Raw genomic sequence first — 20,352 nt, 5'->3', positions numbered from 1 at the left:
TAAGCTATGGCAAAGACGGGTAGCGCCGGCGAGGCGCTCAATCGGGTAAATACGAACTCCAGGCCGAGCGACCTGCGCATCACCGACCTGCGCGTTGCCGAGATCGTCGGCGCGCCGTTCACCTCCGCGCTGGTCAAGATCTACACCAACCAGGGCATTGTCGGCCTGGGCGAAGTGCGCGACGGCGCCAGCGCGACCTATGCGCTGATGCTGAAGAGCCGGTTGCTGGGCGAGAACCCTTGCGACGTCGACCGGCTGTTCCGCCGCATCAAACAATTTGGCGGCCATGGGCGGCAAGGTGGCGGTGTCTCGGCAATCGAGATCGCGCTTTGGGACCTCGCCGGCAAGGCGTATGGCGTGCCGATCTACCAGATGCTGGGAGGACGGTTTCGCGACAAGGTGCGTGTCTATTGCGACACCGACGCGGACAAGCCCAGCGGCACCGAGACCGGAAAGCGGCTCAAGGCGCGGATGGATCTCGGTTTCACCTTCCTCAAGATGGATCTCGGTCTGGCGCAGATTTCGCACATATCGGGCGCAGTGGTGGCGCCGGCCGGCGTGCTCGACGGTTTCCGCAGCCATGCCGCGCGCGGTCCGGCACGCACGCTGGACGAGCGCCGGGCGCGTAATGCCGCCTATGACGCGCAAAACGTGCCGCATCCCTTCACCGGCCTCCACTTCACCGAAAAGGGCATCGACCTGCTCGACCAATATATCCACGAGGTCCGCGAGGTGATCGGCTACGAGGTTCCGCTCGCCATCGACCATGTCGGCCACATCTCGCTGCAGGACGGCATCCGTCTGGCCCGGCGGATCGAGAAATACGCACCGGCCTGGCTCGAGGACGTGATCCCCTGGCAGTACACCGAGCAGTATCGGCAGTTGCAGCAGGCGACCTCGGTGCCGATCTGCACGGGTGAGGACATCTACCTCAAGGAAGGCTTCGAGCCGCTGCTCAACGCCGGCATCTCGGTCATCCATCCGGATCTGCTGACCACCGGCGGCATTCTCGAGACCAAGAAGATCGGCGACGCGGCGCAGGAGCATGGCGTCGCCATGGCCATTCACATGGCGGAAAGCCCGATCGCGGCAATGGCCGCCGCGCATGTCGCGGTGGCGACGGAAAACTTCATGGCGCTCGAATATCACAGCGTCGAAGTCGACTGGTGGGACGATATCGTCACCGGCCTGCCCAAGCCGCTGGTCAAGGACGGCTTCATCACCGTGCCCGACAAGCCTGGTCTGGGCATCGACGACATCGTCGACGAAGTGATCAGCCAGCACCTGCAGCCCGGCGTCACCGGCATCTGGCAACCGACCGATCACTGGGACGACGAATACTCCTGGGACCGCACCTGGAGCTGACTCTACACTTCTCTCCTCGGAGGGAGAGGTGAACAGAAGGATGGACCATGATCTACGAACTTCGCATTTACGACTGCGTGCCGGGCCGGCTGCCGGCGCTGCTCAAGCGTTTCAACGACCATACCTTGGCGCTGTGGGATAGACATGGCATTCGCCAGGCCGGGTTCTTCACCACGGTGGTCGGCGAAAGCAGCAATCGACTGACCTATTTCATCGCCTGGGAATCCCTTGCCGAGCGCGAAGTGAAATGGAAGGCCTTCACCACCGATCCGGCATGGCTCGAGGCCCGCGACGAGTCCGAGCGCGATGGCCCGATCCTGGCCAATATTTCCAGCCAGTTTCTCGCGCCAACCGCCTTCTCGTCGGTGAAATAGAGGACATCATGAAGATCACCGATCTCAGGTGCGCCGTCATCGGCAAGCATCCCATCGTGCGCATCGTCACCGACGAAGGCCTCCATGGCCTCGGCGAGGTTGAGTACACCAAGTCTTATCTCAAGCCCTGGGTGCTGCATTTCCGCGACGCGCTGATCGGCGAGGACCCGACCGATGTCGAACGCGTGATGTTGAAAATCCGCCAGCGCGGCTCGTTCAAGCCCTACGGCGCCGCCGTCAGCGCTATCGAGCATGCTCTGTGGGACATCGCCGGCAAGGCGGCAGGCGTTCCGGTCTACAAGCTGCTCGGCGGCAAGGTGCGCGACAAGGTGCGGGTCTATAACGGTTCCATCCGCAAGAAGCGCACCGGCGACAGGCCGGAGGATTACGCGGCCGACGTCAAATGGATGATGGAGCGGCCGGAAGGTTTCTTCATGGTCAAGCAAGGCATCAGCTTTCATTCCAACATGAAGACCAGCGTCCCCGACTTCCACTACGGCGTGCGTCAGCCGCCGACCTATCACGGCGCGATGGACCAGGGGCAGATCAGCGAGCGCGGCATGGCGCATATGATCGAATGCGTCATCGCCATGAAGGAGGTGCTCGGCGACAAGGTCTCGCTGGCGCTGGATTGCGGCCCCGGCTGGTTCCTGCCCGACGCCATCCGCTTCGCGCGGGCCGTCGAAAAATACAATCTGATGTGGCTGGAGGACATGTTGACCGGCGACTATGTGCCGTGGGTCAACCCGCAAGCCTACCGCGAACTCACCACATCGACGTCCACCCCCATCCACACGGGCGAGCAGATCTACCTGCGCCATAACTTCAAGGAACTGATCGAGACGCAGGCGGTTCGCGTCATCGGTCCGGATCCCGCCGACATCGGCGGCATCGCCGAGCTCAAATGGGTGGCCGAGCACGCCTACATGCACTCGATCATGATGGCGCCGCACGGCACGGCGAACGGGCTGCTCGGCCTCGGCGCGCTGATCAATGTCTGCGCCACGCTGCCGGCCAACTACATCGCCTTCGAATATCCCAGCGCCTCCGACCCCTGGTGGGAGGACATCGTCATCGGCCTGCCCAAGGGGCAGATCGTCAGGGACAGTATGGTGGACCTGCTCGAAGCTCCGGGACTCGGCCTCGACATCGATGCCAAAGCGGCGAAGAAATACCTGGCGGAAGAGGACGCCGGTTTCTTCGACCGATAACGATCCGACGCGGCTCGAGCGTCAAGGGCTATCGAACGGCTCGCACACATGGGTGAGCGTCCACGCCGTGCCGCCTATTTCGTTTCGGGCAGCATCTCGTCCATCAACTGCTTGACGGCCTCGGCGGATCTTTTCATCCCGGCTTCGTCCATGGCCCAACCGGCGAAGCGTTCCAGCAAGGTGGCGAACCTTACTAGGTCCTGCTCATCCCACTGTGCCAGAGATCCGGCGAAAATCCGCCATTTGGTCTGGCGCACCGCCGCCACGAGGCGCTCACCCTTGGCGGTGAGTTTGAGGCAGATGCGGCGGGCATCGCGTTGCGATGCGACACGGCAGGCATAGCCGCGTTCGACGAGGTCGGCCGCGATGCGGCTGGCGCGCGACGGATCGATCTCGAGGCGCTCGGCGATGACGCCAACCGTCACCTCATCCTGCTGGGTAGCGCTGAAAACCGGATTGTTCGCGATGGCGCTGATCGCATCGAGATGGCTCACTTCCAGCGAAGGGTCTACGCGCGCCAGGATCATGCGGCCGAAGTCGCGGCGCTGGATCGAGCGGCGCACCTTGCTCATTACCGCATCGATGGCGGCCACGGCCTCGGCCGCCGGTTCGGACAGGCCGCTGCCGCGCGCCAGATCGGCGAGATCCCGGTCGCCGCGCGTCTGGAACAGGGCTGGAAATCGGTCCGGACTGCCGGATGCGTTGCTGCTCATCCCATAGCGCGTTAGCAAGAATATATGCTGATGTCAATTATATGCTACGCGCACATATCTGGTTGACACCTCTTGGTTGTGGGGACATAAATCGCGCCCCAAGCTACGGAGACACCGATGACTGTCGAGCAGACGCTGCCGGATGCGCCGCCCGTGGAGGCCCAAGTCAGGCCCGACCTTACGACCTTGATCGTCTATTTCGGCGCGCTGATCGCCATGTTCATGGCAACCATCGACATGCAGATCGTCGTCACCGCCTTGCCCACCATTGCCGGCGAACTCGGCAATCTGCATTTGTTCGGCTGGGTCGGTGCCGCCTACCTGCTCTCGACCGCCGCGGTCTCGCCATTCTACGGCAAGCTTGGCGACATGTATGGCCGCAAGAATGTCGTGCTGACGGCGATCGGCCTGTTCCTGCTGGGCTCGCTGGTCTGCGGCATGGCATGGTCGATGGAGAGCTTGATCGCCGCGCGCGTGCTGCAGGGTATCGGCGGGGGTGGGTTGATGGTTTCGGCCTTCGCCATGATCGGCGAACTGTTTTCGCCGCGCGACCGCGCCAAATATCAGGGCTACAGTTCGGCGGTGTTCGCGCTGTCGTCGGTGCTCGGCCCGCTGGCCGGCGGCTACATCACCAGCCTGTTCGGCTGGCGTTGGGTGTTCCTGGTCAATTTGCCGATAGGGATCATCGTGCTGGCGGTGCTGGCCTTCGCCATGCGCAGCCGGTTCAACGAAAAGCGGCACCGCATCGACTATCTCGGCGGCGTGCTGCTCGCCACCGGCACGACGGCGATCGTTTATTGGGGCTACCACGTGCTCGACCCCAGCGGACCGGACCTCATCACCTTCGCGCTGCCGCTGCTGGCACTAGTCGCCATCACCTTGTTCGTCATGGTCGAGCGGCGGGCCGAAGAGCCGATCGTACCTCTGCGGCTGTTCGGCTATTCGACGGTCAGCATCGTCTCGGGCGTGTCGCTGGTCGCTGGAACGGTGACGCTGGGCATGTTCTTCTATTTTGCCCTCTACATGCAGACGCTGACGGGCCTGAGCCCGGCCGAGGTAGGCTTCCTGTTCCTGCCGGCGTCGCTCACGTCCATGGTCATTTCGATCGTCGCCGGGCGGGTGATCGCGGCAACCGGACGCTACAAATGGATGCCGGTGGTCGCCATGGCTATTGGCGGGTTTCTGATGCTGGGCTTCGTCCTCACCAACCAGCATACGCCGATCTGGGTATTGGCGACGATGATGGCAGTGTTCGGCATCAGCATGGGCCTGCAGTTCCAGGTGCTGATCGTGGCGATCCAGGCGGCAGCACCGCTGCAGGATATCGGCGCGGTGACGTCGCTGATCACCCAGGCGCGGACGCTCGGAGCATCGCTGGGTCTGGCGCTGAACGGCGCGGTGATGATCTGGGCGCTGAACCGGCAGACAGCCGAGCTTCCTGCAGACGCCGCCGCCCTGCTGCCGGGTGGCCTGAACGGGTTGACGCCGCACCTCGCGTCGAGCCTGCCGGGCGCGATCCGCGAAGTGGTGCTCGACCATTACTCCAGTGGTTTCAACGTGATGTTCATCTGGGTGGCGGCGCTCTATTTCGTCGCCATGGGGCTGACGCTGCTGCTCGAGGACAAAGAGATCCCGAAGCGGGCCTGAGCAAAAGCTTGTGTCATGCGCTGGGTTTAGGCATTTGGCGATGATCTGAAATCACCGAGGAGGACAGCCATGATCATCGACACTCATCTGCACCTGATCGACCTGTCGGCGCTGCGCTATCCCTGGCTCAGCCGCGAGCCGGCGCTCAACCGCGATTTCCCGCACGCAGAATATGCGATCCAGGCCCGCCGCGCCGGTATCGAGGCCGCGCTGCATATGGAGGTCGACGTCGATGAAGCCGACATCCAGGCCGAGACCAGCCATGTGAAGGCGCAGTCGCTGGAGAAGGGCAGTCTGTTGCGCGGGGCGATCGCCTCCTGCCGCCCGGAGGAGGCCGGCTTCGCCGCCTATCTCGGGCGCCAGCAAGCCGACCCTTTCGTCAAGGGGTTCCGCCGCGTGCTGCATGTCATGCCGGACGAGCTTTCGGACAGCGCGCTGTTTCGCGAAAACATCAAGCGGCTTGCCGGCACCGGCCTGACCTTCGACCTCGTCGTCCTGCCGCATCAGATTCCAAGGGCGGTTGCGCTCGCCGATCTGGCGCCGGATGTGCAGTTCGTGCTCGACCATTGCGGCGTGCCCGACATCAAGGCCAGTGCGGAACATCCGTGGCGCGAGCATATGACCGAGATCGCGCGGCGTCCCAATGTCATCGGCAAGATCTCCGGTGTCGTCGCCTATGCCGATGCCGGCTCATGGACCGTCGAGACCTTGCGCCCCTATGTCGAGCACACGATCGGCATTTTCGGCTGGGACCGCGTCGTGTGGGGCAGCGACTGGCCGGTGTGCACGCTTGGCGGTGGCCTTGCCACCTGGGTGGCGGCGACACACGCGCTGATCGCGGGCGCCAGCCCTGAGGAGAGGACGAAATTGCTGTCGGGCAATGCCAAGCGGATGTGGAAGCTGTAGCGCGGTCGGACACCGATTGCCTGCAAGCGCGCAGAACGCCATCATAGCGCTACTTCACGCCAATACCTGCCGTCAGGCCGCCATCGATCCTGTAGTCCGCGCCGGTGCAGAAACCGGCCTTCGACGAGCACAGGAAGGCGATGAGTTCCGCCACTTCCTCCGGTTCGCCGATACGGCCGAGCGGATGCGCCGCGCCGAAGCGCTTGTAGGCCTCTTCGACATCGGCATCGCTGCCGCCGTCACCGCGCGCAGCCTTCTCCAGGATCGGCGTGCGGATCGAGCCCGGGCTGACCGAATTCACCCGAACGCCTGATGCCGCGTAGTCGAGCGCCAGCGAGCGCGTCAGCGTGTGGATGGCCCCTTTGGTCGTGGCATAGGCGGCGACGTTCTGCTGGCAGGCAAAGCCCTGCACCGAGGCGACGTTGACGATGGCGCCGCCTCCGCGCTTGATCATTTCGGGGATGCCGAAATGCGCGGTCAGGTAGATCGAGCCGACATTGACCGTCATCGTTCGGTTCCAGGTTTCCCAGTCGGTCGTCGTCGCGGTGCCATAGGGATGGACGGCGGCGGAGTTGACGATGACATCAAGGCCGCCGAACCTTGCGACGCCAGCCGCCACCGCGTCGCGCACCTGGTCGGAGATGGACACATCGGTTTCGATGACCAGCACCGCAGCTCCAGCGCTTTCCAGTTGCGCCTTCATCGCCGCATTGGCGGCGCGGTCGATGCCGCAGGCGATGATTGCGGCGCCACCGGCCGCAAGGCGTCTGGCGGTTGCCAGGCCAATGCCGGTCGTCCCCGTCACCAGGGCGACCTTGCCGTCGAAATCCATCATTTCCAAAAACTCCTCCATTTTCTATCGACTCCCATCGGGGTCCAACAATAAGTTGCCAACCTCTCGCAGAAGGAAAGCCGAAAATGGAACAATGCTGGCGCTGGTATGGGCCCGATGATCCGGTGACGCTCGATCATGTCAAGCAGGCGGGCGCCACCGGCGTGGTCTCGGCGCTCCACCATATCTATGACGGCCGGGCGTGGCCTGAGGCCGAAGTGCTGGAGCGCAAGCGCATTATCCAGGAAGCAGGACTGACCTGGTCGGTCGTCGAAAGCATTCCGGTCCACAATTCCTTCAAGATCGGCGCGCCGGAACGCGAGCGCTATGCCGGCTATTACCGCGATTCGATCCGCGCGCTGGCCAAGGCCGGCATCGCCACGATCTGCTACAATTTCATGCCGGTGGTGGACTGGACCCGCACCGATCTAGCCTACCGTCTGCCGACGACAGGCTACGCCCTGCGTTTTGATGCGATCGATTTCGCCGCTTACGATCTGTTCGTGCTGAAGCGCAGAAACGGCGTGGCATGCTATACGCCGGCGCGTATTGCGCAGGCGGAAGCGCGGCTGAAGGAATTGCCGCCCGAGAAGATCGACCAGATCGAGCGCAATCTGATCGCCGGCCTGCCGGCTACAGAGCGCAAGTATGACCGCGACAGTTTTCGCGAGGCGCTTGCGGACTATGACGGGATCGGGTCGAAGGAGTTGCGCGACAACCTCGCGTGGTTCCTGCGCGAGATCATTCCGGTGGCGGAAGAGGAGGGGGTGCGCATGTGTATCCACCCCGACGATCCGCCGTTTTCGCTCTACGGCCTGCCGCGCGTCGTTTCGACCGCCGAGGATGCGCGTTTCATTCTCAATGCCGTCGACAGCCAGGCCAATGGGCTGACGTTCTGCACCGGGTCCTACGGCACGCGCGCCGACAACGACATCGTCGCCATGGTCAAGGAATTCGCCGACCGCATCCACTTCGCCCATCTGCGCAATATCACCATCGAGGATGACGGCTCGTTCTACGAGGCCGAGCATCTCGAAGGCGGCACCGACATGGCGCATGTCATCCTGGCGCTGATGCAGGAGGAGGCGCGCCGCCGCAAGGAGGGCCGCGCCGACTGGCAAATCCCGATGCGGCCGGACCATGGCCACCTGCTCGCCGACGATATCGGCAAGACAAGGATCAATCCCGGCTACTCGCTGATCGGCCGCCTGAAGGGCCTGGCCGAATTGCGCGGCATCATGCGGGCCGTGGAAACGTTTGGGCTGGCTTGAAGGGGCAACGAACTGCGTTCAATGCCGACGCCGGCTCAGCGTGCGTCGCTATAGATCCATGTGGCCGGCGCGGACGCAAGACACCTCCGATTGCCAGCTTGACAGAAAGCTGACAATGTATCATATCCGGAAAAGCTGACTATGTATCATATTATCTAGCGCTAGGAGAAAGACCGGCAAAGCCGGCGCCCCAGGGAGGGATCGTGGGAGAGGCTATCAGCCAGTGGAGCAATTGGTCGGGCTATGTCACGGCCACGCCGCAGGCTTTTGCCGAACCGCAGAGTCTCGATGAGCTGAGTGGTGCCATTCGCAACGCGCCGGGACCAGTTCGATTCGCTGGCACGGGCCATTCCTTCACGCCTCTGGTTAAGAATGACGGGACGATCCTGTCGCTTGATCGCTTCGAGGGCCTGAGGTCGCACGATCCCGAAAGGCTGACAGCACGGGTCGGCGCCGGCACCAAGATCGGCGCGCTGGCAAAGCTGTTGCACGGCGTCGGCCAGGCGCTGCCGAACATGGGCGACATCGACAAGCAGGCGTTCGGCGGGGCGCTGGGCACCGCCACCCACGGCTCGGGCATCACGCTCGGCGCTTACCATACCCAGCTCGAGGCGATGCAGATCGTCGACGGGCGTGGCGCCGTGAAAGAGTTCGACCGTGCCAAGAGCCCCGACATGATCGAAGCCATGGGCGCTTCGCTCGGCGCTTTCGGCGCCGTCACCGAAGTGACGATCCGCAACGTGGCGAGCTACCGGATGCGGCACCGCCGCTGGACGGCGCCGATCGCCGATGTGCTTGCGCAATTCGAAAGCACCATGACGGCGCATCGTTCGGCCGAGTTCTACTACGTGCCGTTTTCGGGCCAGGCGCTGCTGATTGCCAGCGACATCACCGAGGCGCCGGCGACGGTGCGTCCGCCGACGGAAGACGACGATGCGGTGACGACGCTGAGAAAACTGCGCGACTATCTCAGCTGGCTCCCTTGGCTGCGCCGCCGTCTCATCGGCTCGGCCTTCGCCAAGGTGCCGGCCGAGGATTATATCGAGGAGTGGCTGAAGGTCTTCACCTCCGAGCGCAACGTCAAGTTCAACGAGATGGAATACCACCTGCCGTTCGAGGAAGGGGCGGCCACACTCAGCGAAATCATTGCGCTGCTCGAGACGCGGTTTCCAGAGGTCTATTTTCCGATGGAGGTGCGCGTCGTCGCGCCCGACAATGTCTGGCTCAGCCCCTTCTACAAGCGCCCAACCTGTTCCATCGCCATCCATCACGGCGTCGAGCGCGATCCGATGGCGTTCTTCAACGCCGCCGAGCCGATCTTCAGGAAGCGCGGCGGCCGCCCGCATTGGGGCAAGATGCACAGCCTGACATCAAGGGAATTGAGCGCGCTCTATCCGCGCTGGAACGATGCGATGGCGGTCCGCCGCGAGATGGACCCGGACAACCGCTTCGTGTCGCCCTATATTGCCAGGCTGCTCGGCGTCGCGGCATGAGCCTGACCGACACCTATTTCGCGGAAATGTCGGGCGCGCTCAGGGCAGCCGGGATCTTTCAGCCTTGCCTGGTGCTCGATCTCGACCGGCTCGATCACAACATCGCTGCGATCAAGGCGAAGTTCGCCACGGGCCTCGATCTGCGCCTCGTCGACAAGTCGCTGCCATGCCTGCCGCTGATCGACTATATCCGTGCGGCGTTTGCGACCGACAGGCTGATGACCTTTCATCTGCCGATCAGCGCCGAGATGCTGAAAGCGTTTCCCGATGTCGATCTCCTGTTAGGCAAGCCGATGCCGGTTGCCGGCGCCAGGCACGCGCTGACGAAGGGCGTTCTCGCCGGGCTCGGCGAAGCTACGTCGCGCATCGTCTGGCTGATCGATACCGAGGAGCGGCTGGCCGCCTATGGCTCGCTTGCCGCCGAGCTCGACCGCGAGCTGCGCGTCTGCTTCGAGGTCGATGTCGGCCTTCATCGCGGCGGTATCAGCGATCCCGACTCACTGGCCCGGGCAGTTTCCGCGTTGGCGAATTACCCGCGGCTGAAATGCGAAGGCGTCATGGCCTACGAGGCGCATATCGGCCATATCCCCAAACTGCTGGGAGGACCGGCCAAGGCGCGCGTCAAGGCGATCAGCCTGTTTCGCCAGTATGTCGCTTGCCTTGCCGCCGACCAGCGCAAGATCCTCAATCTTGGCGGCAGCAGCACCGCATTGCTCTATGACAGCTGGGTCGGCGCCAATGAATTGTCCATCGGATCGGCTTTTATGCTGCCGACCGATTTCGATGTGCCGAGCCTCAGCCAATTGCGGCCTGCGGCATTCATCGCGACGCCGATCCTGAAAGTGGTCGATGTCCAGGCGCCGGGCCTCGACCAGCGCTCCTGGCTGCTGCAGAAGCTCGGGCTGTTGCCGCGGCGCGGCTGTTTTCTCTATGGCGGAAAATGGATGGCGAAGCCCGTCCATCCCGTGGGGATGAAGACCGACAAGACGTTCGGCTTTTCGACCAATCAGCAATTCATGGCGCTGCCCGACAACGTCAATGTCGGGCCTGACGACTACGCCTTCCTGCGTCCGACGCAGAGCGAATTCGTGCTACAGCAGTTCGGTTCGATCCAGGTCTATTCCGGCGGGAAATTCGTCGAGCAATGGGCCGCACTGCCGTTTTCGTAGAGCAATTCCAGGAAAAGTGTGAAGCGGTTTTCCCACAGGAATTGCGTCAAACAAAGAGATCGAAGTGGAGGAGGATAGGATGGTTGCCAAGGCAGTCAAAACCCAGCCCGTGCAGCCTGAATGGGCAGCCGAACTCGACCTCGCGCTCACCGATCTCGACGCCAGGAAGGACGACTGGGCGCAGACCTCGAATGGCGAGCGGATCGCCTTGCTGCGGCAGGTCAAGGATCACATCCGCGAGGTCGCCGAGGCGTGGGTCAAAACCGCGACGCGCAAGAAGGGCATCCCGACCGGCTCGCCGCTGGAAGGTGAGGAATGGCTGGCTGGCCCGGCGGCGCTGATGGATGGCTGCAACCAGTTCATCCACACGCTGAGCCTGATGGACGGCAAGAAGTTCCTTGACAGTCTGCCGGTTCGCACCTTGCCCAACGGACAGGTGGCTGTGACGGTGGTTCCGAATTCGCTCTGGGACAAGGTGCTGTTCACCGGGCTGAAGGCCGAGATCTGGATGCAGCCCGGCGTGACCAAGGCGAACCTCGCCGCAAACACCGCCTCGGCCTATGACGCGCCGCGCACCAGCCGCAAGGGCAAGATCGGCCTCGTGCTCGGCGCCGGCAATGTCGCCTCGATCGCGCCGCTCGACTGCCTGCACAAGCTTTTGGTCGAGCACCAGGTGGTTCTGCTCAAGATGAACCCGGTCAACGACTATCTGATCGATTTCCTGCGGCCGGCGCTGCGGCCGCTGATCGAATTCGGTGCGCTGCGCATCGTGCGCGGCGGCGCCGATGTCGGTGCGTATCTGTGCAACCACGATCTCGTTGACGACATCCACATCACCGGTGCCGCGGCCTCGCATGACGCGATCGTCTGGGGGCCTGGCGAGGAGGGCCGCAAGAACAAGGCGGCGGGCAAGCCGCGCAACAGCCGGCGTATCACCTCTGAGCTTGGCGGCGTGGCGCCGACCATCGTGGTGCCCGGCCCATGGTCGAATGCCGACATCGCCTACCATGCCGAACTGATCGCCACACAGAAGCTCAACAATTCCGGTTTCAACTGTATCGCCTGCCAAATGCTCGTGTTGCCCGAAGGCTGGGACAAATCCGACGCGCTTCTGGCGGCCCTCGAAAAGGTGATGCAGAAAGCCCCGTCGCGCCCGGCCTATTATCCCGGCGCGACCGAGCGCCTCGCCGCCTTCGAGGCGCATGCCGACAGCGTACAGAAATTCGAGCGGCCCGGCGGGCCGGCCTGCGTGGTGGTGCCATTCCGGCCGGGCACGGATACCTATCTCGAAAATGCCGAGGTGTTCGCGCCGGCGCTCAGCGTCATGCGGCTGCCGGCGGGCAATGCGGAATCCTATCTGCGCGCCGCTGTCGCCTACGCCAATGAAAAGCTGCACGGCACGCTTGCCGCCAACATCCTCATCCATCCCAGGACGATCGCCGAGATCGGCCGGCAGCGCTTCGAGGAAATCATTGCCGAACTGCGCTATGGCGGCATCGGCATCAATTCCTGGAGCGGCGTTCTGTTCGCGCTGCTGCGCCCGACCTGGGGTGCTTTCCCTGGCCACACGCTCGACGACGTGCAGAGCGGCATCGGCGTCGTCCACAACACCTATTTGTTCGACAGACCGGAACGCAGCGTGCTCGAAGCGCCGTTCCGCATCATGCCGAAGCCGGCCTGGTTCCTGACCCACAAAAGGGCACACATGGTCGGCCGCCTGATCACCGAGTTCAACTACCAGCCGAGCCTCCTGAAGCTGCCGCGCATCATCTGGAACGCGCTGCGCGGCTAGCAACGAGCATCCGATCTCGAAAACAAAAGCCGGCACAGGAGCTACGACAATGGCTGACGCGGACGCAATCATCGTTGGCGGCGGGCTGGCCGGCCTGGCCGCAGCCGCGGAACTCGGCGATGCCGGCAAGCGCGTGATCATCGTCGAGCAAGAGGGTGGCGGTTTTCTCGGCGGCCAGGCATTCTGGTCGCTCGGCGGCCTGTTTTTGGTCAACACGCCCGAGCAGCGCCGCCTGCGCATCAAGGACAGCCGCGACCTCGCCTGGCAGGATTGGCTGGGTTCTGCCCAGTTCGACCGGCCCGAGGACCATTGGCCAAGGAAAGTGGCGGAAGCCTATGTCGATTTCGCCGCCGGCGAGATGCGGCCGTGGCTCTACGCCATGGGCATGCGCTGGTGGCCGGTGGTCGGCTGGGCCGAGCGCGGCGGCGCGCTGGCCAATGGCCACGGCAATTCAGTGCCGCGCTTCCACCTGACATGGGGCACTGGGCCGGGCGTGGTCGCGCCGTTCGAAAGGCGCGTGCGCGAGCACGTCGCCAAAGGGCTGATCACTTTGAAATTCCGTCATCAGGTCAGCCGGCTGATCAAGACCAACGGCGCGGTCACCGGCGTCGCGGGCGAAATCCTGGAGGCATCCGATGTCGAGCGCGGCAAGCAGTCGAGCCGCACGGCCGTCGGCGATTTCGACCTTTCGGCCGGTGTCGTGATCGTCACCTCCGGCGGCATCGGCGGCAATCATGAGTTGGTTCGCAAGGTCTGGCCGGTCGGGCGGCTGGGGCCAGCGCCGAAGCGTATGGTGCCGGCGTGCCGCACCATGTCGACGGCCGCATGGTGGCGATCACCCAGGACGCCGGCGGGGCCGTCATCAACGCCGACCGCATGTGGCACTATGTCGAGGGGATCAAGAACTGGGATCCGATCTGGCCGAACCACGGCATTCGCATCCTGTCGGCGCCGTCGCCGCTATGGTTCGATGCGCTCGGACAACGCATGGAGGCGCCGTTCTTCCCGAGTTTCGATTCGCTCGGCACCTTGAAGCGCATCCTGTCGACCGGCCACGATTATTCCTGGTTCCTGCTGAGCAAGACGATCGTCTCGAAGGAGTTCGTGCTGTCGGGCTCGGAGCAAAACCTAGACTTTACGGCCAAGGATTGGCGGGCCGTGCTGAAGAACCGGCGCGGCGGCAAGGCGCCGCCATCGGTGGCGGCGTTCCTGGAAAAGGGCGAGGACTTCGTCGTCCGCGACAACCTGGCCGACCTGGTCGCCGGGATGAACGCGCTGTCAGGCGACAATCTGCTCGACTACGACGGGCTCAACGCCCAGATCGTGGCGCGCGATCGAGAGGTCGACCATGCCTATACCAAGGATGCGCAGGTCACAGCCATCCGCGGCGCCCGCAACTACATCGGCGACAAGATCTTCCGGGTGACCAAGCCGCACAAGATACTCGATCCCAGGCACGGGCCGCTGATCGCGGTGCGCCTCAACATCCTGACGCGCAAAACGCTTGGCGGCCTGCACACCAATCTCAATTCGCAGGTTCTCGATGGCAATGGCGCGCCCATTGCCGGGCTCTATGCGGCAGGCGAGGTGGCCGGCGGCGGTGGCGGCGGCTATCACGGCTACAATGCGCTGGAAGGGACATTTCTCGGCAGCTGCATCTTCTCCGGCAGGAACGCAGGCCGGCACGCCGCGGGCAGGTGACGCGGCTGGCGGGCCAAGAAAAGGTCGATGAGAACAGGACATCCGCCATGTCCCAGGATAGCGACCGCTTTCGATCGCTTGCCGCAACCGAGGCGGTCAGCAGTTGCGGCTTGCCGGCGCCGACGTTTCCCATGCGCTGGTGCTCGGCGCCGCGGCCCATCAGAGGCCTGCGTTACGCTGGCGCCACCGCGAAATTGAGCTCGAGGTCCTGAAGGCCTGGCAGCAAGATCGGCCGGACTACCACTCGGCAAACGAGCCGTCCTTGTGACGCCAGACCGGGTTGCGCCAGCGGTGGCCTTCCTTGGCGCGTTCCTTGACGTAGTCCTCGTCGATTTCGACGCCGAGGCCGGGACCATCGGGGATTGCGACATAGCCATCCTCGTAGCGAAAGACGTCCTTGTTGGCGGCATAATCGAGCAAATCGTTTGCAGCGTTGTAGTGAATGCCGAGGCTCTGTTCCTGGATGAAGCAGTTGTAGCTGACGGCATCGAGCTGCAGGCAGGCGGCGAGCGCGATCGGGCCGAGCGGGCAGTGCGGCGCGACCGCAATATCATAAGCCTCGGCCATCGCCGCGATCTTGCGGCATTCGGTGATGCCACCGGCATGCGAGAGGTCGGGTTGGATGATGTCGACGGCGCCTTGCTCGAACACCGACTTGAAATCCCAGCGGCTGTAAAGACGCTCGCCGAGCGCGATCGGCGTCGAGCCCAGCGCTGCGATCTCCTTCAGCGCCTCGCGGTTTTCGCTGAGCACCGGCTCCTCGATGAACATTAGCCGGTAGGGTTCCAGCTCCTTGACCAGCATGCGCGCCATCGGCCGATGCACGCGGCCGTGAAAATCGACCGCGATGCCGATACCAGGACCAACGGCCTCGCGCACCATGGCGACGCGTTCGACAGCCGCATCTATTCTGCCATGGCTGTCGACGATCTGCAGTTCCTCGGTGCCATTCATCTTCAGCGCCTGGAAACCGCGCGAAACGACCTCCCTGGCGCCAGCAGCCACTTCCGCCGGCCGGTCGCCGCCGATCCAGGAATAGACCTTGATGCTGTCGCGCAACTTGCCGCCGAGCAGTTCGTGCACAGGCACGCCGAGCGCCTTGCCCTTGATGTCCCACAGCGCCTGGTCGATGCCGGCAATGGCGCTCATCAGGATCGGCCCGCCGCGGTAGAAGCCGCCGCGATGCATCACCGTCCAATGGTCCTCGATCAGGCGCGGGTCCTTGCCGATGAGATAATCGCCGAGTTCCTTGACCGCTGCCTCGACCGTCAGCGCGCGGCCTTCGACGACAGGCTCGCCCCAGCCGGTGACGCCGGCATCGGTCTCGATCTTCAGGAACAGCCAGCGCGGCGGGACGATGTAGGTGGTGAGCGAGATGATTTTCATGCTGGTCTCAGTTGTTCTTGAGTTTCTTGGCGCTGACCAGGTCGCGCGCCGCAAGGTCGAGGATCCGGCCTGCCGCTGCACGCGCCGCCGCGGCATCGCGCATGCGCAGCGCCTCGACCACCTCGCGATGCGCCGCGACCGCTTCCATGCGCCGGCTGAGCGAAATGGTCGCCGTTGCTTCGAGCGAGAATTTCAGCCCGGTGTCGATCAGATTGCCGATCTGGCGAAAGATCGGGTTGTGGCTCGCGGCATAGACGATCTGGTGAAAGGTGATGTCCGAGCGCGAGAAGGCGGCGAGATCCTCGCCGGCATTGGCCATGCCGCGCCAGGCGGCTTCGAGATCGGCGATCTCCTGCAGCGTCGCACGAGTCGCCGCAAGTTCGGCGACCAGCGGCTCGATGGCGCGGCGCGTTTCGAGGATGGCGTCGAACAATTTGTCGTCCAGCGCATGCGGCGCGTGCCAGGCCAGCACCTGCGGGTCGATGATGTTCCAGTTGTCCTGTTCACATACAACCGTGCCGATGCGCGGCCGCGACAGCACCAGCCCCTTGGCGGCCAGCACCTTCAGCGCCTCGCGGATGACGGTGCGGCTGACGCCATATTCGACGCCGAGTTCGTTTTCGGTCGGCAGGGACGAGCCGGCGGGATAGCGTCCGGAAAAGATGTCTGCGGCAAGCGCCTTGGTCACATCGGGCATGACGCGCGGGCGGCGGGTGTCGCCTGATGCCTTCTTCGAAGTTTCGGTCACCTCAGCCCTCCTCCAAGGCGGCGAAACCACTGATCTCGCGTCCCCGGCCTTACCGGATGCGGAGGATTTGCGCCAGCGATCGCTTGTCAGAGCATGTAGCTCAATTATCATACCAGATCAATTGACGAGTATGATAAAAAGAATTAGAGACTCTGCATCCGGGCTGAGCGCCCGGCCATCGCTGGGAGGTAATCATGCGACTTCTGAAGACCGCGCTCGTCGCGGGCGCGCTTGCCGTGCTGTCCGTCACGACCATCGCTGCATATGCTCAGGACACCAAGATCGGTTTCATCGTCAAACAGCCGGAAGAGCCGTGGTTCCAGGACGAATGGAAGTTCGCCGACCAGGCCGCCAAGGAGAAGGGTTTTACCCTGGTCAAGATCGGCGCCGAGGACGGTGAGAAGCTGATGTCGGCGATCGACAATCTGGGCGCGCAGGGCGCGCAAGGCTTCATCGTCTGCACGCCTGATGTGAAGCTCGGCCCCGGCATCGTCGCCAAGGCCGCCGCCAACAATCTGAAGCTGATGACGGTTGATGACCGTCTGGTCGGCGCAGACGGCAAGGCGCTGGAAGACGTGCCGCATATGGGCATTTCGGCGACCAAGATCGGCGAGGCCGTCGGCCAGGCGATCGTCGACGAAATGAAGGGACGCGGCTGGAAAGCCGACGAGGTGGGCGCCATCCGCGTCTCCTACGACCAACTGCCGACCGCCGTCGACCGGGTCGAAGGCGCCATTTCGGTGCTGAAGGCCAACGGCTTCAAGGCCGAGAACATTTTTGACGCGCCGCAGGCCAAGACCGATACCGAGGCTGCGCTTAATGCGGCGACGGTCGTGCTCAACGCCCATGCCGACATCAAGAAGTGGGTCTCCTTCGGCCTCAACGACGAAGCCGTTCTCGGCGCCGTGCGCGCTTCCGAAAGCGTCGGCATCCCGGCCGAAAACGTGATCGGCGTCGGCATTGGCGGCGCGGATTCGGCGATCAACGAGTTCAAGAAGCCGACCGCCACCGGCTTCGTCGGCACGGTGATCATCTCGCCGAAGCGTCACGGCTACGAGACTGCGCTCAACATGTATGACTGGGTCGCCAACAACAAGGAACCCGAGAAGCTCATCCTGACCGCCGGTGCGCTGGCCAAGCGCGACGACTACCAGACGGTCCGCAAGGATCTCGGCATCGAATAATCCTCCCTGTACAAACAGGCGGCGGCTCACAGTCGCCGCCTGTTTGGCATGGCAAAAGGATAGGCGCCCCATGTCCTTTCTCGACTTCTCGGAAATCACCAAGACCTATCCGGGCGTCAAGGCGCTGTCGGACGTCTCGTTCGGCGTCGACAAGGGCGCCGTGCACGGCCTGATGGGCGAGAACGGCGCCGGCAAATCCACGCTGATCAAGATCCTGTCCGGCGACCAGCATGCCGATGACGGCGAGATCCTCATCGACGGCAAGATGCAAGCCTATGCAACGACGCGAGATGCCTTCGACAATGGCGTCATCGTCATCCACCAGGAACTGCAGCTGGTTCCCGAGCTCACTGTTGCCGAAAACCTCAGCCTCGGCCGCTTCCCCGCCAACGCCGGCATCATCGCCCGTGCCAGGATGCTGGACGATGTTGGCGCCAAGCTGAAATCAGCCGGCATCGACATCGATATCAGCCGCAAGGTCAAGACGCTGTCGATCGGCGAGCGCCAGATGGTCGAGATCGCCAAGGCGATCATGCTCGACGCGCGCGTCATCGCTCTGGACGAGCCGACCTCGTCATTGTCGTCGCGCGAAAGCGAAATCCTGTTTGCCCTGATCGACCGCCTGCGCGGCGAGGGCAAGGTCATCATCTATGTCTCGCACCGGCTGGACGAAGTGTTCCGCCTCTGCGACAGCCTGACCGTGCTGCGCGACGGCAAGCTCGCGGCGCACCATGCGTCGCTGAAAAACGTCACACGCGACCAGGTCGTCGCCGAAATGGTCGGCCGCGAAATCTCCGATATCTGGGGGTTTCGCCCACGCCCGGCCGGCGATGTCCGGCTGAAGGTCGACGCTGTTTGCGGAGTAAAACTGACGACGCCCGCCAGCTTCGAGGCGAGGGCGGGCGAGATCGTCGGCTTCTTCGGCCTGATCGGCGCGGGGCGCTCGGAACTGATGCGGCTGGTGTTCGGCGCCGACCCGCGCTCAGGTGGCACCATTACCGTTGATGGCAAGGTCGTGCATGCCACCGATCCGCATGACGCGATCCGCGCCGGGATCGTTTTGTGCTCGGAAGACCGCAAGCATGACGGCATCATCCAGGGCCGCTCGATCGAGGAGAACATCAACATCTCGTCGCGGCGTCATCACACACGCTTCGGAATCTTGAACCGCGCTAGCGAGATCGCCACCGCCGAGACCTTCATCAAGAAGCTCAAGGTGCGCACGCCGTCGCGCAAGCAGGACATCATCAACCTCTCCGGTGGCAACCAGCAGAAGGTCATTCTCGGCCGCTGGCTGTCGGAGCAGGGCGTGCGCGTGCTTATCGTCGACGAGCCGACACGCGGTATCGATGTCGGCGCCAAAGCGGAAATCTACGAACTGCTCTACCAGCTTGCCGAAGACGGCATGGCGATCGTCGTCGTCTCGTCCGAACTGCCGGAAGTGATGGGCATTTGCGACCGCATCCTGGTGATGTGCGGCGGGCGCATCAGCGCCGAACTCGCGCGCGACCAGTTCGCCGAAAAAGCGATCCTGGCCGCCGCTCTTCCCGATCAGAAAACCCCCGACGCGATCGCATCCTGAGGATCTTTGCCATGACCGATCAGTTGAAGAAGATCCTGCTCGGCGAACAGGGCCTCGTCGTGATCTTCATCGTCGCCTTCGCGCTGGTGTCGCTGCTGGTGCCGAATTTTCTGACCGACCGCAACATGCTCGGCCTGCTGCAATCGGTGGTCACCGTCGGCATCGTCGCCTGCACGATGATGTTCTGCCTCGCCGCGCGCGACTTCGACCTCTCGGTCGGTTCGATCGTTGCTTTCGCCGGCATGGTCGCGGTGATGGCGTCGAACTATACCGGATCGATCATCCTCGGGCTTCTTGCGGCAATCGCCTGCGGCGCCTTCGTCGGCTTCATCAACGGCGTCGTCATCGCCAAGTTCCGCATCAACGCGCTGATCACGACGCTTGCTACCATGCAGATCGTGCGCGGCCTTGCGCTGATCGCATCCGATGGCCGCGCCGTCGGCATCAACAGCCCGGATTTCTACCAACTGGCGCTGTCGAAGCTGTTCGGCATTCCGACGCCGGTCTGGGTCCTGGCCGTGCTGTTCTGCATCTTCGGTTTTGTCCTCAATCGTACCGTGTTCGGCAAGAACACGCTGGCCATCGGCGGTAACCCGGAGGCTTCGCGCCTGGCCGGCGTCAATGTCGACTGGACGCGCATCTGGATCTTTGCGCTGCAAGGCGTGGTTTGCGGCATCGCCGGCATCCTTTTGGCCTCGCGCATCACGTCGGGCCAGCCCAATGCGGCGGTGGGGCTTGAACTCTCGGTCATCTCGGCCTGCGTGCTCGGCGGCGTCTCGCTTGCCGGCGGCCGCGCCACCATGTCGGGCGTCATCGTCGGCGTGCTGATCATGGGCATCGCCGAAAACGCCATGAACCTGCTCAACATCGCAGCCTTCTACCAATACATTGTGCGCGGCGTGATCCTGCTGCTTGCCGTTTTGCTCGACAATCTGCGTTCGTCGGCACTGGGCCGGCGCTGATCCGTCTTCCAGTGGA

16 protein-coding genes and 1 pseudogene are annotated in these 20,352 nt (G+C 63.5%); 13 read left to right on the top strand and 4 right to left on the bottom strand.

Annotated features, from left to right (window positions below; genetic code table 11):
* Window positions 1-6: 6 nt before the first annotated feature.
* Genes NKI46_RS13955 through NKI46_RS13945 form a run of 3 tightly spaced genes read left to right on the top strand, consistent with a single transcriptional unit; the run spans window position 7 to window position 2,950 of the window.
* Window positions 7-1,365 carry a mandelate racemase/muconate lactonizing enzyme family protein gene (locus tag NKI46_RS13955; protein WP_023704649.1) on the top strand — a complete coding sequence of 453 codons (1,359 nt, stop codon included), beginning with the start codon at window positions 7-9 and terminating at the stop codon, window positions 1,363-1,365.
* 47 nt (window positions 1,366-1,412) lie between these two features.
* Window positions 1,413-1,739: an NIPSNAP family protein gene (locus NKI46_RS13950; protein ID WP_352668270.1), complete on the top strand. Its 327-nt coding sequence runs from the start codon at window positions 1,413-1,415 to the stop codon at window positions 1,737-1,739.
* Window positions 1,740-1,747: 8 nt separating this feature from the next.
* The gene (locus NKI46_RS13945; RefSeq protein ID WP_352668268.1) at window positions 1,748-2,950 is read left to right on the top strand and encodes a mandelate racemase/muconate lactonizing enzyme family protein; all 1,203 of its coding nucleotides are present in this window, start codon (window positions 1,748-1,750) and stop codon (window positions 2,948-2,950) included.
* Window positions 2,951-3,024: 74 nt separating this feature from the next.
* On the opposite strand, the gene NKI46_RS13940 is transcribed toward NKI46_RS13945, so the two are convergent.
* A complete protein-coding gene (locus tag NKI46_RS13940) occupies window positions 3,025-3,663 on the bottom strand; it encodes a MarR family winged helix-turn-helix transcriptional regulator (protein WP_023739519.1) in 639 nt (212 codons plus the stop codon).
* Window positions 3,664-3,780: 117 nt separating this feature from the next.
* Here NKI46_RS13940 and NKI46_RS13935 point away from each other — a divergent pair, with 117 nt between their 5' ends.
* Window positions 3,781-5,310, top strand: a complete 1,530-nt coding sequence (locus NKI46_RS13935) for an MDR family MFS transporter (protein WP_352746639.1) — start codon at window positions 3,781-3,783, stop codon at window positions 5,308-5,310.
* Window positions 5,311-5,379: 69 nt separating this feature from the next.
* Window positions 5,380-6,216: an amidohydrolase family protein gene (locus NKI46_RS13930; RefSeq protein WP_023739518.1), complete on the top strand. Its 837-nt coding sequence runs from the start codon at window positions 5,380-5,382 to the stop codon at window positions 6,214-6,216.
* 49 nt (window positions 6,217-6,265) lie between these two features.
* On the opposite strand, the gene NKI46_RS13925 is transcribed toward NKI46_RS13930, so the two are convergent.
* A complete protein-coding gene (locus NKI46_RS13925) occupies window positions 6,266-7,051 on the bottom strand; it encodes an SDR family NAD(P)-dependent oxidoreductase (protein WP_023739517.1) in 786 nt (261 codons plus the stop codon).
* Between the two features lie 83 nt (window positions 7,052-7,134).
* On the opposite strand from NKI46_RS13925, the gene uxuA reads away from it, so the two are divergent.
* The 5 genes and pseudogenes from uxuA to NKI46_RS13900 all read left to right on the top strand — a co-directional run bounded on the left by uxuA (window position 7,135) and on the right by NKI46_RS13900 (window position 14,474).
* Entirely contained in the window at window positions 7,135-8,319 is a 1,185-nt protein-coding gene (gene uxuA, locus NKI46_RS13920; protein ID WP_023739516.1) for a mannonate dehydratase, read from the top strand.
* 203 nt (window positions 8,320-8,522) lie between these two features.
* Window positions 8,523-9,812: a D-arabinono-1,4-lactone oxidase gene (locus NKI46_RS13915; RefSeq protein ID WP_023739515.1), complete on the top strand. Its 1,290-nt coding sequence runs from the start codon at window positions 8,523-8,525 to the stop codon at window positions 9,810-9,812.
* Window positions 9,809-10,981, top strand: a complete 1,173-nt coding sequence (locus NKI46_RS13910) for an alanine racemase (protein WP_031253280.1) — start codon at window positions 9,809-9,811, stop codon at window positions 10,979-10,981. Before NKI46_RS13915 ends, NKI46_RS13910 begins: the two co-directional genes overlap by 4 nt.
* A 79-nt stretch (window positions 10,982-11,060) precedes the next feature.
* Window positions 11,061-12,773 carry an aldehyde dehydrogenase family protein gene (locus tag NKI46_RS13905; RefSeq protein ID WP_023739513.1) on the top strand — a complete coding sequence of 571 codons (1,713 nt, stop codon included), beginning with the start codon at window positions 11,061-11,063 and terminating at the stop codon, window positions 12,771-12,773.
* Window positions 12,774-12,822: 49 nt separating this feature from the next.
* A pseudogene (locus tag NKI46_RS13900) lies at window positions 12,823-14,474 on the top strand (FAD-binding dehydrogenase).
* 237 nt (window positions 14,475-14,711) lie between these two features.
* Here the strand turns inward: NKI46_RS13900 and dgoD are convergent.
* Both dgoD and NKI46_RS13890 read right to left on the bottom strand, forming a co-directional pair.
* Window positions 14,712-15,860, bottom strand: a complete 1,149-nt coding sequence (dgoD, locus tag NKI46_RS13895; RefSeq protein ID WP_023739511.1) for a galactonate dehydratase — start codon at window positions 15,858-15,860, stop codon at window positions 14,712-14,714.
* A gap of 7 nt (window positions 15,861-15,867) precedes the next feature.
* Entirely contained in the window at window positions 15,868-16,557 is a 690-nt protein-coding gene (locus NKI46_RS13890; RefSeq protein ID WP_245260479.1) for a FadR/GntR family transcriptional regulator, read from the bottom strand.
* 245 nt (window positions 16,558-16,802) lie between these two features.
* Between NKI46_RS13890 and NKI46_RS13885 the strand changes: the two genes are divergently transcribed.
* The 3 genes from NKI46_RS13885 to araH all read left to right on the top strand — a co-directional run bounded on the left by NKI46_RS13885 (window position 16,803) and on the right by araH (window position 20,336).
* Window positions 16,803-17,792 carry an arabinose ABC transporter substrate-binding protein gene (locus NKI46_RS13885; protein WP_023739509.1) on the top strand — a complete coding sequence of 330 codons (990 nt, stop codon included), beginning with the start codon at window positions 16,803-16,805 and terminating at the stop codon, window positions 17,790-17,792.
* A gap of 70 nt (window positions 17,793-17,862) precedes the next feature.
* Window positions 17,863-19,374, top strand: a complete 1,512-nt coding sequence (gene araG / locus NKI46_RS13880) for an L-arabinose ABC transporter ATP-binding protein AraG (protein ID WP_023712137.1) — start codon at window positions 17,863-17,865, stop codon at window positions 19,372-19,374.
* 11 nt (window positions 19,375-19,385) lie between these two features.
* A complete protein-coding gene (araH, locus tag NKI46_RS13875) occupies window positions 19,386-20,336 on the top strand; it encodes an L-arabinose ABC transporter permease AraH (protein WP_023729461.1) in 951 nt (316 codons plus the stop codon).
* The last annotated feature ends 16 nt before the right edge of the window (window positions 20,337-20,352 follow it).

This window comes from Mesorhizobium sp. M0615, from assembly GCF_040320805.1.
GTDB lineage: Bacteria > Pseudomonadota > Alphaproteobacteria > Rhizobiales > Rhizobiaceae > Mesorhizobium.
The sequence above is the reverse complement of the archived record's forward strand: the minus strand, read 5'-3'. Positions and strand labels throughout refer to the sequence as shown.